Source organism: Elusimicrobiota bacterium, from assembly GCA_028718185.1.
Taxonomy (GTDB): Bacteria; Elusimicrobiota; UBA8919; order UBA8919; family UBA8919; genus JAQUMH01.
Window position 1 is genome coordinate 1 of sequence record JAQUMH010000013.1, and the last position, 17,044, is coordinate 17,044.

A 17,044-nucleotide genomic window follows, 5' to 3' on the forward strand; every position below is an offset into this window, starting at 1 on the left:
ATCAGATTTTCAAAGACACAGAGGCTTATCTGAAAAACATAAAATTGCTTATTTGAAATGGTATATTTATTTAAAAAACCATTAAAAAAACAACATTTTAGTACTATTAAGCCCGCAATGACAACTTTGCAGGTCATTGCGAACGGACTTATTGTGAAGCAATCTCATAAATTTTCAAATTCATATACACTAAAATAGAGAGTAATTAATATCGTGAATACAAAAGAGAAAGAAGAAAAAGATTTAGAGATACTGCGGCATTCAACTTCCCATTTGATGGCTCAGGCGGTCTGTGAACTTTTCCCCGGTACAAAACTCGCGATTGGTCCTGCAATAGAAGAAGGTTTTTATTATGATTTTGACACTCCCCAGCCTTTTAGTCCTGAAGACCTTCCAAAAATAGAAAATAAAATGAAGGAAATAGCTAAGAAAGACCATAAGTTTATACGCACTGAGATGTCTAAAAAAGAGGCATCTGAGTTTTTCAAAAAAAGAAATGAGATATATAAATTAGAACTTATAAATGATATTCCTGATGAAAATGTTTCACTCTATCAGCATGATAATTTTATTGATTTATGCAGGGGTCCTCACATTTCTTCAACAAAAGAAATAAGATATTTTAAGCTGCTTTCTATCGCCGGTGCATACTGGAGAGGTTCTGAAAAAAACAAGATGCTCCAAAGGATTTATGGCACTGTATTTGACACAAAAGAAAAACTTGAAGAATATTTAAATAAACTTGAAGAAGTGAAAAGGCGTGACCACCGGGTTCTAGGTAAAGCATTAGATTTATTTTCAATTCACGAGGAAGCAGGTCCGGGACTTATCTTTTGGCATCCAAAAGGTGCGCTTATAAGAAAAATTATTGAAGATTTCTGGAAAAATGAACACCTTGAAAATGATTATCAACTTCTCAATACACCGCATATAGCAAATCTTGATTTATGGAAAACCAGCGGACACTGGAATTTCTATCGTGAAAATATGTATTCTCCGATAGATGTAGATGGGCAGAATTATATGCTTAAACCGATGAACTGCCCTTTTCATATTTTAATTTATAAGTCACAGTTGAGAAGCTACCGGGACTTGCCTATAAGGTATGCCGAACTGGGTACTGTGTATCGTTATGAAAGGAGCGGAGTTTTACATGGTTTAATGCGCGTTAGAGGTTTTACTCAAGATGATGCACATATTTATTGTACGTTAAACCAGCTTGAAGATGAAATAATTAATGTTATAAAATTCGTATTGTTTATACTTAAAACTTTTGGCTTTACGGAATATGATTGTTTTGTAAGTACCAGACCTGAAAAATATGCAGGTGAATTGGAACACTGGGAAAAAGCAACACAAGCGCTTAAAAATGCTATTGAAAAATTAGAACTGCCTTATAAAATAGATGAAGGTGAAGGTGTTTTTTACGGTCCGAAAATAGATATAAAAATAAAAGATTGTCTTGGAAGGTCATGGCAATGTTCAACTATTCAGGTTGATTTTAATCTGCCGCAGGCGTTTAAGGTTGAATATATAGACAACGAAGGTAAAGCTGTCCAGTCTATCATGATACATCGCGCTTTAATGGGTTCTTTAGAAAGATTCTTTGGTATTCTGATTGAACATTATGCCGGTGCTTTTCCGTTATGGCTGGCACCAGTTCAGGCAAAGATTTTACCAATAACTGATGGGCAGAAGGAATATGCTGAAAAAATCAAAAAAGAATTAGCCGGATACAGAATCGCCATTGATTACAGGAACGAAAAACTAAATTATAAGATAAGAGAATCACAAATGGAAAAAATACCATATCTTATAATTGTCGGTGAAAAAGAACAGAATTCAGATAGTATTGCAGTCAGGAAATACGGTGAAAGTACAACCAAGACATATAAAGTTCAGGAATTTTTAAGTATTCTAGCACAACACCAAAACATTTGACAAAATTTTAAAATTACACAATATCAAACATTTGACAAAATTTTAAAATTACACGACACCAAATATTGACAAAATTTTAATAGTTTTATATAATTAAATTATCTTATCAAGAGTGGCGGAGGGAAAGGCCCTGTGAAGCCACAGCAACCGCTTTCAAGAAATTGGAAGGTCAAGGTGCTAATGCCTTAAATTCCTAAAAATATTAGGAAAACGATAAGAAGGATTATTTGAGGACCTTCTTATTAGAAGGTCTTTTTTTTGTTTAGATGATAGCATAGTTTAAAAAAAATTAGTTTTTTCACTAAACGAGACATTTTTAACGGTTCATAAACCTAAAATTTCAAAACTCACTCACTTCGTTCATTCAAACATTGAAATTTTTTAACGGTTTATTCACCTAAATGTCTCTATATCGTTCAAAAACTGATTTTTATGTAAATAATAAAGTTTTTAATCCTAAACTATTGTTAGATTGGAGTAACTATGAAAACAATTGCGGAAATTAATGAAAAAATCAAAAAAGGTGAAGCGGTTATTTTGACTGCTGAAGAAATGATAGGTGTTGTAGAAAAAGACGGTGTAAAAAAAGCTGCCCAAAAAGTGGATGTTGTGACTACCGGGACTTTTGGTCCGATGTGTTCTTCCGGAATATATATGAATATAGGTCACACAAAACCAAGGATGAAGCTGGGAGCAGGAACTTGTTACCTGAATGATGTGCCTGCGTATGCGGGTTACGCTGCTGCTGATATTTCGCTTGGTGCTACAGTTGTTCCTGATGATGACCCGCGTAATAAGTTTTATCCGGGTAATTTTAAGTATGGCGGTGCACATGTTATTGAAGAGTTTGTTGCCGGGAAAGATATAATACTTGCTGCGGAAGCACATGGAACAGATTGTTATCCCCGCAAAAAGCTAGAAACATTAATAAATATAAAAGATGTTAACGAAGCAGTGCTTTTTAATTTCAGGAATTGTTATCAAAATTACAATTGTGCGATTAATCTTACGGCAAAAACAATTTATACTTACATGGGTATTTTGAAGCCGAATATTGAAAATGCTACATATTGTTCAGCAGGGCAACTTTCACCTTTATTAAAAGACCCGTATTACAGAACGATAGGAATTGGCACGAAAATATTTTTAGGCGGTGGAATAGGTTTTGTGTCATGGCAGGGAACACAGCATAATCCTGTGGTAACGCGGAAAGCAAATAGGACTCCTCAGGCACCTGCCGGTACAATATCGGTAATAGGTGATTTAAAGCAAATGAAACCACAATGGCTGAGAGGGACCAGCATGCTTGGTTATGGAGTAACTCTTACAGTTGGCATAGGTATTCCAATACCTATTTTAGATGAGGATATGGCGAAGTTTACAGCAATTAAAGATGAAGAAATATGGACACAAATAATTGACTATGGTAAGAATTATCCGGAAATAACCGGTAGTTCTCTCGGTGAAGTAAATTATGCATAATTGAAATCAGGACAAATTGAACTGCAGGGCAAAAAAGTTCCAACTGCTTCGCTTTCAAGTTACCCGAAAGCGTTAGAGATAGCTAATACTTTAAAAGAATGGATAAAATCAGGAAAATTTTTATTAACAGAACCGGTTGAGAAATTACCGGGTCCCGATTCAAATATGACTTTTAAAATGCTGAAAGAGAGACCAATTGAATAGATTATATTGAAGATTTAAGATTTAAGATTAGAGATTAGGATTTGTTTAGGATTTAGTATTTAGAATTTGTTTTTTACATTACACATTATACTTCATACATCATGCAATTTTCATATGGGAGGCACTAAATGATATCTAGAAAAATTGTCCTAAAGTTTCCGAAACCGCTTGTTGGACAACCTGTTATTTACAAACTCGCAAAGGATTTTGATTTAGAATTTAATATATTAAAAGCAAATATAATTCCGGAATCGGAATCATTTCTTATTATGGAACTTAAAGGTACTAAAGAAAATTACAAAAAGGGTGAAAAATATCTCGAAAGTCTGGATATTGTCATCCAGCCGCTGAGCAAAGATGTAAAACGCGATGATGTAAAATGTACCCATTGCGGCGCTTGTGTTACGATATGTCAGGTTAATGCCTTCACGGTTGATAAAAAAACAAGAAAAATAATATTTGACGATAAAAAATGTATTGCTTGTGAACTCTGTATAAATGCCTGCCCCCTCCAAGCGATGGAACTCCACTTTTGAAAAGTTACAAAACATTGTAATCTAATCAAACCATATTTTTTCTAACAATAGTATTTAATTCTTAACATGCTAAGATATTTCTGTTGGTATAACTACCACTATAGGAACAAAGTTGTTAAAAAAAAGAGTAATTGAATAAAAGTTTTTTCTTGATTTTTAAATAAATATTTTATAGAATTAACTATTATGGCTATGACTATTACTGAAAAGATTTTGGCACAGGGTTGCGAAAAGAAGAAAGTAACACCGGGCGATTTTATAGAGTGCAATGTTGATATTGCTCTTGCTAATGACGTTACGGCGCCGCTCGCTATTGCAGAATTTAGAAAAGCCGGCGGGAAAAAAGTTTTTGATAAAGATAAAATTGTGCTTGTCCCGGACCATTTCTGTCCTAATAAGGATATAAAATCTGCCGAACAGGCGAAGATGTTAAGAGATTTTGCCCGTGAACAGAATTTAACTCATTATTATGAAGTTGGAAAGATGGGGATTGAGCATGCGCTTCTTCCTGAACAAGGGGTTGTTTTACCCGGTGATATTATTATAGGTGCTGATTCTCACACTTGTACATATGGTGCTTTGAGTGCATTCGCATCCGGTGTCGGTTCAACCGACCTTGCTGCTTGTATGATTTCCGGGAAAGTCTGGTTAAAGGTTCCGTCAACCATAAAATTTATTTTCAAAGGGAAATTAAATAAATGGGTTACCGGTAAGGATTTGATTCTTCATTTAATCGGAGATATCGGTGTGGATGGTGCAAATTACAGGACCATAGAACTTACAGGTGAAGTTATAGAAGATCTTTCAATGTCAGACCGTTTTACAATGTGTAATATGGCTATTGAATGCGGTGCTAAATCAGGGATTATTGTAAGCGATAAAAAAACTATTGAATATGTTGAAAGCCGGGCTGAGAGACCTTATGAAATTTATAAAAGCGATAAAGATGCAAAATATGAAAAAGTGATTGAATACGATTGTTCAAAGATAGAACCTCTTGTTGCTTTACCTCCTCTTCCTTCAAACGCTAAACCTGTGAAAGAAGTGAAAAATATAAAAATAGACCAGGTAGTTATAGGTTCTTGCACAAATGGAAGGATAGAAGACCTTCGGCTTGCTGCCGGGATATTTAAAGGTAAGAAAGTTCATCCCGATGTCAGGGCAATAATTTTTCCGGCAACACAAAAAATATATTTAGAGGCAATGAAGGAAGGACTTATTGAAATATTTATTAATAGCGGTTGCGCTGTTTCAACGCCAACTTGCGGGCCCTGCTTAGGCGGGCATATGGGTATTTTAGCGAAAGGTGAAAGGGCAATTGCGACAACAAATAGGAATTTTGTGGGAAGGATGGGACATCCGGAAAGTGAGGTTTATCTTTCTAATCCTGCTGTTGCTGCTGCTTCTGCTATAGTTGGGAAGATTGCTTTGCCTGAGTGATTAGTAATTGAATATTTTTAGAAAATTAAGTTTTTTCACTAAACGAGACATTTTTAACGGCTCATAAACCTAAAATTTCAAAACTCACTCACTTCGTTCGTTCAAACATTGAAATTTTTTAACGGTTTAATCGCCTAAATGTCTCTATATCGTTCAAAAACTTGATTTTCTAATAAAGTCAACAATATTTAACTAAAATTTAACTGGTGTAATTATTGAGGGAATGAAAAATGATATTTAAAGGGAAGGCACACAAATACGGGGACAATGTTAATACTGATGAAATAATACCTGCACGGTATCTAAATACTGCGAATGCTGCTGAACTTGCTAAACACTGTATGGAAGATATCGACAAGGATTTTGTGAAGAATGTTTCGAAAGGTGATGTTATAGTTGCCGGTAAAAATTTTGGGTGTGGTTCATCACGCGAGCATGCTCCTTTATCAATAAAAGCAGCAGGTGTTTCCTGTGTGATAGCAGAGAGTTTTGCAAGGATATTTTTCAGGAATTCTATAAATATTGGATTACCTATTTTAGAGTCAAAAGAAGCATCGCAGAAAATAAAAAATGGTGATGAATTGGAAATAAATATAAAAGAAGGCAAAATTAAAAACTTAACTCAGAAACATTCATATTCAGCAAAACCGTTTCCGGATTTTCTTTTGAATATTATTAATTCAGATGGGTTGTTGAATTATATAAAGACAGAAATGGGAAATAAGAGATAAGATTGTCCGCCACTGAGACTTTGGCGGATTTCGCTTCGCTCAAAATGAAAGATGTTCGACAAGCGAGTCGACCCCGGGTAAATCTACCAGCAGAGTTATGGAATGTGGTTGGTAATAATATCTTATTTAAAGTGCGTTTGTTGGATTTTTCGGCATCTGGTTGTAAAATAGGTTTTGAAAAACAAGATAAACAAATACCGAATGAGTTGAAAATAAAGTTCGGATTTGAGAAAGCACCTCCGTTTTTGTTAGAAGTGGAAATTAAATGGTCTAGGGAAGAAAAAGGGAAATCATATATGGGGATGAAATTTAAAAATATAGATGATATTGAAAAAGAAAGAATTAGGAAATATTTACGTGATTTAAAATCAGGTGATAGGTATACAATGTAAAAGGAGGAGTAATGTCCAAAAAGTACAAAATTGGAGTGCTGCCGGGTGATGGTGTGGGACCTGAGATTATTAGAGAGGGTTTGAAGGTTTTAGAAGTGGCTTGTAAAAAGACAAGTGTAAAATACGAACTGGTTAATTATGATTTTGGCGGCGCAAGATATTTGAAAACGGGTGAAATTTTGCCGGATTCGGCAATTCCGGAATTTAGGAAATTAGATGCTATTTTTCTTGGTGCAATCGGTCATCCTGATGTAAAAGCAGGTATTCTTGAGAAAGGACTTCTGTTGAGAACAAGGTTTGAGCTTGACCAATATATTAATTTAAGACCTGTTGTTTTATATCCCGGTGTATATACACCGATAAAAAACAAAGAACCAAAGGATATAAATTTTGTTGTAGTCCGAGAAAACACTGAGGGCGCATATTCCGGTACCGGCGGTGTATTTAAAAAAGATACTAAAGATGAGGTAGCAACACAATTAGACATTAATACTTACAAAGGTGTGGAAAGATGTGTTAGATATGCTTATGAGATAACAAAAAAAAGAAAACAGAAGAATACTATTACGCTTGTCGATAAGGCGAATGTTTTAACATACTCAGGCGATTTATGGCAGCGGGTATTTTACAAAATGGGTGAAGAATATCCTGATATTAAAAAAGAACATGCGTTTGTTGATGCAACATGTATGTGGTTTGTTAAGAACCCTGACTGGTTTGATGTGATTGTAACTAATAATCTATTTGGCGATATAATTACAGATTTAGCTGCAGTTATTCAGGGTGGGCTCGGTGTTGCTGCAGGCGGCAATATAAATCCTGAAGGCGTTTCTATGTTTGAGCCGATTCATGGTTCTGCACCGAAGTATACCGGTAAAAATGTAATTAATCCGATTGCAACAATTGCAGCCGGTGCTATGATGATGGATGTATTAGGAGAAGTAAAAACTGCTGAAATTATTGATAGCTCAATTAAAAAAATATTGGCATCCGGAAAGATGAAGTCAATGGATGCAGGAAAAATGGGATATTCTACTTCTGAAGTAGGCGATTTGATAGCAAAAGAAATATAAAAAATAGCGCGATTGTGGGATAGTGGGATGGTGCGATAGGAATAGAAAAGGGGAGAGGTTGGATATGGATATTTTTGATAAGTGTTATAAAAATGACAGTGTTCAGATAGCTAAATATTTGATAAAGAATGAATTGTATCCATATTTTCATACTGTTGAATCAGGTCAGGATCCGGAAGTAACTGTTGAAGGTCAAAGAATGATTATGATGGGGTCTAATAATTATCTCGGGCTTACATCAAATTGGTGGGTAAAAGCGGCATCTATAAAGGCAGTTAGAAAATATGGCGTTGGCTGTGTTGGTTCAAGATTTTTGAATGGTACTCTTGATATTCATGTAAAACTTGAAGAAGAGATTGCTGATTTTGTAGGTAAGGAAAAAGCACTCCTTTTTTCAACCGGTATGCAGACAAATTTTGGAGTAATTTCAGCAATTGTGGGGCTTCACGAATATGCTATTGTTGATGAATATGACCATGCGTCAATTGTTGACGGTTGCCGGCTTTCATTCGGTAAAATGATAAAATTTAAGCATAATGATATGGCTGATTTGGAAAGGGTCTTAAAATTTATTGGTACTGAAAAAGGCAAATTAATTATTGTTGACGGAGTTTATAGTATGGAAGGCGATATTGCAAACCTTCCGGGAATTGTTGAGCTCGCAAAAAAATATAACGCTCGGGTAATGGTTGATGATGCACATGGTCTTGGTGTTTTTGGAAATGGCGGAGAAGGAACTGCAGCACATTTTGGTTTAACAGACAAAGTTGATATTATAATGGGGACATTTTCAAAATCACTTGCTTCCACAGGTGGTTTTATTGCAGCAGACGAAGATATAATTTTTTATCTTAAACATCTTTCACGGATTTTAATATTTACCGCTAGCATGTGTCCTGCGAACGTGGCATCAGTACGTGCAGCTCTAAAAGTTATAAAAAGAGACCCAAGTAGAATTAAACGGTTATGGAGAAATACAAAAAAAATGAGGGAAGGGTTCAAAGCGTTAGGATTTGACACAGGTAAAAGTGAAACACCGATAATACCTATTATTGTAGGTGAAGACGAAAAGGTTTTTCATATGTGGAAGATGCTTTATAAACATGGCATATTTACAACTCCGATTGTTTCTCCTGCAACACCGCCCGGTCGTGCGCTTTTAAGGGTAAGTATTATGGCAACTCATACAGATGAGCAGCTGGACAGGGTACTTGAAGCGTTTGAGTATGCCGGCAGAGAACTGGGTATAATTGATACCAATAGACCCTGGATAAAAAAAAGAAGTTTTCATTATAATATGTTCAATATGAAACAGTTAAGACACTGGATGAAAAAATTGTGGCAGTAAAATAGTTTTTGTTGAAATGCTCACAAAAACTATGTAATAGGATGTGTAATGGAGATAAAAAGTTATAGTTTGCCTGAAAAACTTAACGAATTCATAAAATTCCCGTTTAAATTATATAAAGGAACGCCTTATGAAAAATTCTGGGTTCCACCATTAATAGCAGAATCTAAGAAACTATTCTCACCAAAAAATCCTTTCTGGAAGCATTCAAAAATTAAAATATTTCTTGCTGAAGAAAATGATAAAATATCAGGGCGGATCGCTGCAATTATTGACGATAATTTTAATTCTTTCCAAAAAGAAAAATGCGGTTTTTTCGGTTATTTTGATTGTGTAAATGACGTTAATGTTGCACGGGAGCTTTTGTCTGAAGCAAAAAAATATCTAAAATCGGAAGGTATGGAAGTTATCCGTGGTCCTATGAATCCTTCTACAAATGATGAATGTGGACTTCTGATTGACGGTTTTGATTCACTTCCGGTAATTATGATGCCATATAATCCGCCTTACTATATGGGTTTGATTGAAAATTCCGGTTTACAAAAGGTAAAAGACTTATATGCCTGGGTACGGTCAGCGAAAGATGATGCGCCTCCAAGAATAGCGAAAATTGTCGAACATATTAAAAAGAAAGAAAATATAAGAGTTAGAAATTTTGATCTTAAAAATTTTGAAAGGGATGCACAATATTTTAAAGATATTTACAATTCTGCATGGGAGAAAAATTGGGGATTTGTGCCAATGAACAACGAGGAAATAGATTATATGGCAGAAGGTTTGAAACCGCTTATTGATACGAGAATATTTCATTTTTTAGAAGTTAATGGAGTCCCTGTTGCCGCCACTCTTACTGTTCCGGATTATAATTTCGTGCTAAAAAAACTTAATGGTAAAATGGGTATTATTGGGGTTCTAAAATTTTTATATTGGAAGAGAAAAATAAAATTTGTCAGGTTGATGGCTTTGGGTGTAAAAAAAGAATTCAGGAGTAAAGGGCTTGAAGCAATTCTTTATTGTGAAATTTTAAATGCCTGCAGGAAATATGGTTATCCTGCCGGCGGAGAACTTTCATGGACGCTTGAAGATAATGATTTAATCAATAAGGGCATAGAAGCAATGGGTGGTAAATTGTATAAAAAATATAGAATTTATGAGGCAAAGATTTAAATATTTAGCAGAATAAAAAAAGTAATGGGCGGGCAAGCCCGCCCCTACGCAAACGTGATAGTTAATAGAATTTTAAATGGAGGTATTATGCGTAAAGTTTTGGCAGTAACGGGCTGTCTGGCTTTTGCGGCAATATCGTGCAGCGTTGTGTATCTAATAACACCAGCGAAAAATAAATGTCAGAGTAGTGGTGCAGATTATGCTGAGTGGTTTGAAAAAGAAGGTGATTGTAAAGCAGGGGATTTAGTAGGTTTAAATATAAATACCGGAAAAGTAAGAAATTATTTACCGGGGGATATTCTGGTGGGCATATATTCAGAGAATCCCGGTTTTGTAGGAAATAAACCGGCAGATAAAACAGATGAAGAAATGAAAAAGGAAAATATTTTGGTGGGTCTTGTCGGGCAGGTTAATGTTGATGTTAAACAGATAAATATAGTTGGGCGAAGGGTAGAAACAAAAGATAACAGACAAATAGGATATCTTTTAGCAAACGGTAAAGTGTTGTTAAAGATGTAAAATAGAAGTAGTAATGTAGTTATATAAAAACCAAGTTTTTTCACTTAACGAGACATTTTTAACGGCTAATAAACCTAAAATTTCAAAACTCACTTCGTTCAAACATTGAAATTTTTTAACGGTTTATTCGCCTAAATGTCTCTATGTCGTTCAGAAACTTGGTTTTTATATAGAAGAATAAAATATTATAACTAAAGATAAGATGATGTTGTTGTGGTAACGACTTATGGGTGAAATTGATAAAAAAGAAAAATATTATATTGAAGGGATGCATTGTGCGGCTTGTGCTGTAAATATTGAAAAAAGCGTAAAAAAGGTTGAAGGGATAAAAGACGCGCAGGTGAGTTTTGCTTCCGGAATTTTAAATGTAACTTATGAAAAAGATTTACCGGATAATAAGGTTTTAAAAAAAGTTGAAGAACTTGGGTATGGTATAAAAAAACATAAAATTGAGATAGAAGAAGGAATACACAAATATGATATTATTAGATTAATTATCGTTGGTTTTTTAGTTATTTTGGGACATTTGCTTCATTTTACACATAGCAAATTAAATTATATTTTTCTTGCGACTACAATATGGTGCGGATGGCCTTTCTTCAGGGCAATTTATTCAAGTATAAGGAATAGGTTTGTTGATGCTGACGCTTTCATGGGGTTGGGTATTTTGGGGACTCTTGTCATAGGTGAGTTTATGGCAGGAACTATTATGGGACTTCTTGTTCTTGTATCGCGTCTTCTCGAAGATTATACAACAGCTAAATCTAAATCGGCAATTCAAAGCATGATTAAGGCTGCTCCGAAAACAGCCCAGGTCCTAAAAGACGGAATAGAGATTGAGGCAGATGTAAAAGATGTAAAATTAAAAGATATTATTGTCGTGAAAACCGGTGAGAAAATTCCGGTAGATGGAAAGGTTGTAAATGGGTCTGCGTCAGTAAATCAGGCAATGATTACTGGGGAAAGTATTTCTGTTGAAAAAAATATAAACGATATTATTTATGCAGGAACTATTGTTGATTCAGGTTTTTTGCAAATTGAAACGGAAAGAATCGGGGAAGATTCCACGTATGGTAAAATTATAAAACTGATAGAAGAAGCACAGTCCTCAAAAGCACCAATTCAGAAAATCGCCGATGTTTTTACTAATTATTTTACACCGGTTGTTTTAATAATAATTATTCTAACGTTTTTAGTTACGCGGAATTTCAAGATAGCTATAACTGTTTTAGTTGTTGCCTGCCCTTGTGCAGTAGCGCTTGCTACTCCGCTTGCATTTGTTGCAGCTATAGGTAAAGCGTCACGAAGGGGTATATTGATAAAAGGCGGGATATATTTAGAAAACCTTAGTAAAGCTAAAACAATTGTTTTTGATAAAACAGGTACTTTGACTATAGGAGAACCTAAGGTTGTTGAAATAAAAAGGTATGGTGTTCATAATGAAACTGAGGTTGTTGAATGTGCTGCTATCGCTGAAAAATTTTCAGGACATCCGCTGTCAAAAGCAATCTTAAGAAAAGCGGAGGAATTAAAAATAAATATTCCTGACCCAAAGCAATTTTATGTTATTAAGGGTAAAGGGGTTATAGCGGAATACTCAGGCAGAAAAATTATTTTGGGGAGCAGGGAATTACTTAAAGATGAAAAAGTAAATTTTCCGTCAGAAATAAATGAGTATATGGAGAAATTAGAAATTGAAGGTAAAACACCGCTTGTTGTGGCACATGATAATGAAGTCTGCGGAGTTATTACTGTGGCAGATGTTATAAGACATAATGCAAGAGAAACTATATTTGAATTACGTGAAAACGGTATTAAAAATCTTATAATGCTTACCGGCGACAATGACAGGACCGGTAAAATGATAGGGGAAACACTGGGTATGGATACTGTATACACAGAAATGCTCCCTGAAGAAAAGATTGAACAGATAAAAAAACTTCTTAGTAAAGACGATAAAATTGTTATGGTTGGTGACGGTGTAAATGACGCTCCTGCACTAACTCAAGCGGATGTCGGTATAGCAATGGCTGCTATGGGAACTGATGTAGCGATTGAATCATCCGATATCGCTTTAATGAATGATGACCTTTCAAGAATACCGGAAGTCATTTTGTTAGGCAGGCGGACTTTTCAAACGATTAAACAAAATATCACACTCGGTATAATTTTCAATGTTGTCGGTATGGGGCTTGCTGCTGCCGGAATTTTAAGTCCTACTGGTGCTGCTATTGCCCATGTACTTCCTGATTTTATCGTGTTTTTAAATTCCGCGAAACTTTTTAAGTAAATATATAAAAACATAGTTCATACAATTAGAATATTTTAATCTTTTCTTAATGATATTTTAATTTCTAAAAATGTATATTGCTTAATAGGGAATAAACTATGGCTATATCAATTGTTCTGTTTAAAAGCAATACTTGTTTTCAATGCAAACAAGTTGAACCGTTGTTTGAATCAATATTGAAATTACATACAGATATTAAAAGTGAGGTTGTTAATATTGTCGAAAATCTGCAAAGGGCGATTGATAATGGAGTTATGAGTGTACCTACTATTGTTATTTTTAAAGATGACAAAGAAATGAAACGGTTTACCGGAGCTGTTTCAAAAGAAAAAATTGAGCAAGCACTAACAGGGGTTCTGTAGAAAATATGGATTTTTTAACTAATATTATTTCAAATAATATCGCTCATAATAATCCTATAATATATATTTTTGTTTTATTAGCGGGTATAATTACGAGTTTTACTCCTTGCGTTTTTCCGGTTCTTCCTCTAATAATTGGTTATATAGGTGCATTGCAGGTAAAGTCGCGATTGCGAGCGTTTTTGTTATCTGTGTTATATGTATTAGGAATGTCTGTAACTTTCTCTATTCTTGGTTTAATTGCTTCATTGACCGGAAAAATGTTCGGTAGTGTTCAGTCAAACCCATGGACATATATTTTTGTCGGCAACGTTATTTTGTTAATGGCTATGTGGTTTATGGATATAATACATATCTCATTACCTGCTTTTAATTTGCCGAACATTTCCGCAAAAGGCGGGAAAAGCAAAGGTTTTGTTCCATCTTTTCTTCTCGGTTTGGTTTCAGGTATAATAGCTGCTCCTTGTACCGCAGCTGTTCTTGCTATTATACTTACATATGTAGGTACTAAACAAAATGTTTTGTTCGGAACTACTCTGTTGTTAGTATATGCATTTGGTTTAGGCACTATTATAATTATTGCCGGTACGTTTACCGGTTTTATAAACACAATAATAAAATCGGAAACATTTACACTAAAAGTAAAAAAAATATTCGGGATTGCAATGTTTTTATTATCCCAATATTTTTTTATAAAAGCAGGACGGCTTTTTTAACCTAAAATATGGCGGTTATTGACAATACTATTATTTTGAGTAAAATCTAAACGGAAAGCGGAGGAAAAGTGAATATTTTTAAAGTCAGTGAAATAGTTGAGTTTGCTATTCAGATTGAAAAAAACGGAGAACAGTTTTATCGTGAGTCAGTCAAAAAAATATCAGATGAAAAAATAAAATCACTTTTTCTGACACTTGCAGATGAAGAAGTAAAACACAAGAAAATATTTGAAGAATTATTAAAAAAAGTCGAAGATTATAAACCTGTAGAAGCATATAACGATGAATATTTTGCATATTTAAGAGCATATGCCGGTGATAAAGTATTCAATAAGAAATCGGTTGAAACTAAGAAAATTACTGAAGTAATACAATTTGCACTTAATATTGAAAGAGATTCCATACTCTATTATCTTGAAGCGAAAAATTATGTTCAAGACGATGATAAAAATATTTTAGATAAAATTATTGAAGAAGAAAGAAAGCATTTTGTAAGATTGTCTCAATTAAAAGTATAGTTTAAGGGAGGATAATGAAAAAGGTTTTAGATTTTATAGTAATTGTTTCTGTTTTTTTGGTGGTTTTTGTTGTAGGTTGCAAAAAGAGTGTAACAACAGAATCAGCATCTATTTCGACGCCTGTGTCAGATGCAGTTGAGAAGTATATTCCCGCTCAGACAGAATATAGTACTGTTTCGCAATGTCCGGTTATGGGAGAAAAAGTAATGGTTGGCAAAAAAACAATGGCAGCAAAATATAAAGGCAAGATATATTATTTCTGTTGTCCTGATTGCATGTCAAAATTCAAGGCAGAACCCGGGAGGTATGCGAAATGATTATTTTAGGCAAGCCGCTTTTCATTTGGTTTGGGATTACCGGTTTTTTTCTTATTATTACTACTGCTATACTTGGTTTTACAGGAAAATTTAAGTATCATAAAATTTTTGCTTTAATATCCATTTTATTTTTAGTTATGCACATATTGGGTGTGTTAAGAGTCTATTAAAAAAGGAGAAATCAAAATGCAAACTGTTAAAATTAACGATTTAAAGGAATTTTCATCGGAAAAGTTTTTAAAAAAGGTCCCGCTTGAAACCGACAAAATTGTTTTTAATACATTTTATTTTAAACCAAAACAATTTCTTCCATTTCACAAACATCCTGCAACAGACGAGATGTTTTATATTATTGAAGGGGTGGGGGAATTTACGATTGGTAGTGAACAAATAATTGTTGGTCCTACGTCTTCTATTTATGGTCCATCGGATGTTTTCCATGGGGTCGTTAATTCAGGTGATAAAAATATGGTTATGATTTCTGTTCAAGGTCCTAAACCCGTTGAAACTATATTTGCCGAAAATTCAACCGTTGTATGCCCTGTATGCAAGCAGGAATTTATTTTAAAAGAAAACGTAAAGGAAGGCGATAAATATACTTGCCCGCGTTGTCAGGCAAAATTAAAAATATCCAAAACAAAAGACGGCAAATGGGAAGCAAAACAATAAATAGTTTTTGTTGAAAGAGGCACAAAAACTAAATTAGGGGTTCTAATATGGAAAAATGGAAGTGTATTGTTTGTGGATGGGTATACGACCCTTTAGCAGGTGATCCTTCAAGTAACGTGCAGCCAGGCACTAAATTTGAAGATTTACCGGAAGACTGGGTTTGCCCTGAGTGTGGTGCAGCAAAAGATATGTTTGAAAAGATGTAATAATGGCAGCGGATAAGCGGATAAGCGGGAAAGTAGGTAAGTGGAAATAGATTGAGAATAAAAAGTGATAAGAGAATTAAAGATTAAAATTTATATTTTATAAGAGGTTAAAATGAAACATAAACACCAGCAGCAAAAAGTAGTTCAAATGCAACAAATTTCATTACAACCTATATCAAAGAGAGGGAAAATTGTTATTTTAGCCGGTATTGGGCTTGTAATTGTTGGTTTTTTGGTTCTGACTAAAACAAATCCACAGGGTGATAATTGGGCTAGTATACTCTCTCCTTTTCTGCTTATAGGTGGTTATATAACGATTGCAATCGGCATAATTTCTTAAAAGGTATTTTTTTATGATTTGTACGTTATGTAGCAAAGAAACAAAAAAAGAAGTAGATTGCAGGCTTTTAAATGAGAAAATTTGTATGATATGCTGTTTTTCTATATCTAGTGGCGATTTAATGATGAATAAAATCAGAAAAGAAAAAGGGTTTGTAAAAGATGATATTCTTGACAAATGCCTATCTTGTATCCAGAATAAAGATAAAAAACAGTAAAAATTGTATAACTATCTTTAGTATAACCATTAAAATCTGCAAAACATAACAATCCTCGACGATAACTAGTTGTTTTCTTGTCTTTTTTCATCTCTTTTTTTTAAGTTTTTTAGTATTGCTTATCACCTTTTTTTTCTTGACCCTTTAAATATATTTAAGTAATTGCTATTTTTTTACATAGTTTCATACCTTTTTTTTTAATTGTTAATTTATTTTTATTACTTTATTTGTTTTTTATTAAATTTATTAAAATTGTTACTAATCTGGTCTGATCCGTGTGGTCGAAGGGGAGTAAAAGAATAAGCTTTATTTTATAAATATACCACTTAAATCTGCAAAACTTGTCATATTACGACGACAATTGGTTGTTTTTGTTTGTTTTTAACCTCTTTTTTCGGATTTTTTGATGTTTCTTATCACCTCTTTTTTAAGCTTCTTATGATTGTTTGATTTTTACCGGGTTTCATGATTTTTCAGTAACTTCAATTCCTGCCCTTTTTAGAATTGTCTAATTTCTGAGGAACCTGTTTTCATGGTTTTTTCTATAATTTACTAAAATTATTGCTAATTTAGAAA

19 protein-coding genes, 1 pseudogene and 1 riboswitch are annotated in these 17,044 nt (G+C 34.0%); all 20 genes and pseudogenes read left to right on the forward strand.

The window, feature by feature from the left end; all coding sequences use genetic code 11:
• Positions 1-213: 213 nt before the first annotated feature.
• The 20 genes and pseudogenes from thrS (at position 214) to PHE88_11145 (ending at position 16,468) form a co-directional block, all read left to right on the forward strand.
• On the forward strand, positions 214-1,941 hold the full coding sequence (thrS, locus tag PHE88_11050) for a threonine--tRNA ligase (protein MDD5688353.1): 1,728 nt from the start codon (positions 214-216) through the stop codon (positions 1,939-1,941).
• Between the two features lie 100 nt (positions 1,942-2,041).
• Positions 2,042-2,161: riboswitch (SAM riboswitch) on the forward strand.
• Between the two features lie 263 nt (positions 2,162-2,424).
• Positions 2,425-3,627: pseudogene (locus PHE88_11055) on the forward strand (homocysteine biosynthesis protein).
• A gap of 128 nt (positions 3,628-3,755) precedes the next feature.
• A complete protein-coding gene (locus tag PHE88_11060) occupies positions 3,756-4,163 on the forward strand; it encodes a 4Fe-4S binding protein (protein ID MDD5688354.1) in 408 nt (135 codons plus the stop codon).
• 186 nt (positions 4,164-4,349) lie between these two features.
• A complete protein-coding gene (gene leuC / locus PHE88_11065; GenBank protein ID MDD5688355.1) occupies positions 4,350-5,603 on the forward strand; it encodes a 3-isopropylmalate dehydratase large subunit in 1,254 nt (417 codons plus the stop codon).
• Between the two features lie 230 nt (positions 5,604-5,833).
• Positions 5,834-6,334: a 3-isopropylmalate dehydratase small subunit gene (gene leuD / locus PHE88_11070; protein MDD5688356.1), complete on the forward strand. Its 501-nt coding sequence runs from the start codon at positions 5,834-5,836 to the stop codon at positions 6,332-6,334.
• A gap of 44 nt (positions 6,335-6,378) precedes the next feature.
• The gene (locus tag PHE88_11075; GenBank protein MDD5688357.1) at positions 6,379-6,726 is read left to right on the forward strand and encodes a PilZ domain-containing protein; all 348 of its coding nucleotides are present in this window, start codon (positions 6,379-6,381) and stop codon (positions 6,724-6,726) included.
• A gap of 11 nt (positions 6,727-6,737) precedes the next feature.
• Positions 6,738-7,799, forward strand: coding sequence for a 3-isopropylmalate dehydrogenase (locus PHE88_11080; protein MDD5688358.1), 1,062 nt, complete (start codon positions 6,738-6,740; stop codon positions 7,797-7,799).
• 64 nt (positions 7,800-7,863) lie between these two features.
• Positions 7,864-9,147, forward strand: coding sequence for a pyridoxal phosphate-dependent aminotransferase family protein (locus PHE88_11085; protein MDD5688359.1), 1,284 nt, complete (start codon positions 7,864-7,866; stop codon positions 9,145-9,147).
• Positions 9,148-9,195: 48 nt separating this feature from the next.
• Positions 9,196-10,314 carry a hypothetical protein gene (locus PHE88_11090; GenBank protein MDD5688360.1) on the forward strand — a complete coding sequence of 373 codons (1,119 nt, stop codon included), beginning with the start codon at positions 9,196-9,198 and terminating at the stop codon, positions 10,312-10,314.
• An 87-nt stretch (positions 10,315-10,401) separates the two neighbouring features.
• Positions 10,402-10,833 (forward strand): hypothetical protein, encoded by a 432-nt coding sequence (locus PHE88_11095; GenBank protein MDD5688361.1) that lies wholly within the window; start codon positions 10,402-10,404, stop codon positions 10,831-10,833.
• 226 nt (positions 10,834-11,059) lie between these two features.
• Complete coding sequence (locus tag PHE88_11100) at positions 11,060-13,123, forward strand: cation-translocating P-type ATPase (GenBank protein ID MDD5688362.1); 2,064 nt, start codon at positions 11,060-11,062, stop codon at positions 13,121-13,123.
• A 98-nt stretch (positions 13,124-13,221) separates the two neighbouring features.
• Positions 13,222-13,485, forward strand: a complete 264-nt coding sequence (locus tag PHE88_11105; GenBank protein ID MDD5688363.1) for a thioredoxin family protein — start codon at positions 13,222-13,224, stop codon at positions 13,483-13,485.
• A gap of 5 nt (positions 13,486-13,490) precedes the next feature.
• Positions 13,491-14,201: a cytochrome c biogenesis protein CcdA gene (locus tag PHE88_11110; protein ID MDD5688364.1), complete on the forward strand. Its 711-nt coding sequence runs from the start codon at positions 13,491-13,493 to the stop codon at positions 14,199-14,201.
• A gap of 68 nt (positions 14,202-14,269) precedes the next feature.
• Positions 14,270-14,719 (forward strand): ferritin family protein, encoded by a 450-nt coding sequence (locus PHE88_11115; GenBank protein MDD5688365.1) that lies wholly within the window; start codon positions 14,270-14,272, stop codon positions 14,717-14,719.
• A gap of 14 nt (positions 14,720-14,733) precedes the next feature.
• Positions 14,734-15,036, forward strand: a complete 303-nt coding sequence (locus PHE88_11120) for a YHS domain-containing protein (GenBank protein ID MDD5688366.1) — start codon at positions 14,734-14,736, stop codon at positions 15,034-15,036.
• Entirely contained in the window at positions 15,033-15,206 is a 174-nt protein-coding gene (locus tag PHE88_11125; protein ID MDD5688367.1) for a hypothetical protein, read from the forward strand. Before PHE88_11120 ends, PHE88_11125 begins: the two co-directional genes overlap by 4 nt.
• 16 nt (positions 15,207-15,222) lie before the next feature.
• Positions 15,223-15,705 carry a cupin domain-containing protein gene (locus tag PHE88_11130; GenBank protein MDD5688368.1) on the forward strand — a complete coding sequence of 161 codons (483 nt, stop codon included), beginning with the start codon at positions 15,223-15,225 and terminating at the stop codon, positions 15,703-15,705.
• Between the two features lie 47 nt (positions 15,706-15,752).
• A complete protein-coding gene (locus tag PHE88_11135; GenBank protein MDD5688369.1) occupies positions 15,753-15,911 on the forward strand; it encodes a rubredoxin in 159 nt (52 codons plus the stop codon).
• Between the two features lie 112 nt (positions 15,912-16,023).
• Positions 16,024-16,251, forward strand: coding sequence for a hypothetical protein (locus PHE88_11140; GenBank protein ID MDD5688370.1), 228 nt, complete (start codon positions 16,024-16,026; stop codon positions 16,249-16,251).
• A 13-nt stretch (positions 16,252-16,264) separates the two neighbouring features.
• Positions 16,265-16,468 carry a hypothetical protein gene (locus PHE88_11145; protein ID MDD5688371.1) on the forward strand — a complete coding sequence of 68 codons (204 nt, stop codon included), beginning with the start codon at positions 16,265-16,267 and terminating at the stop codon, positions 16,466-16,468.
• Positions 16,469-17,044: the final 576 nt, after the last annotated feature.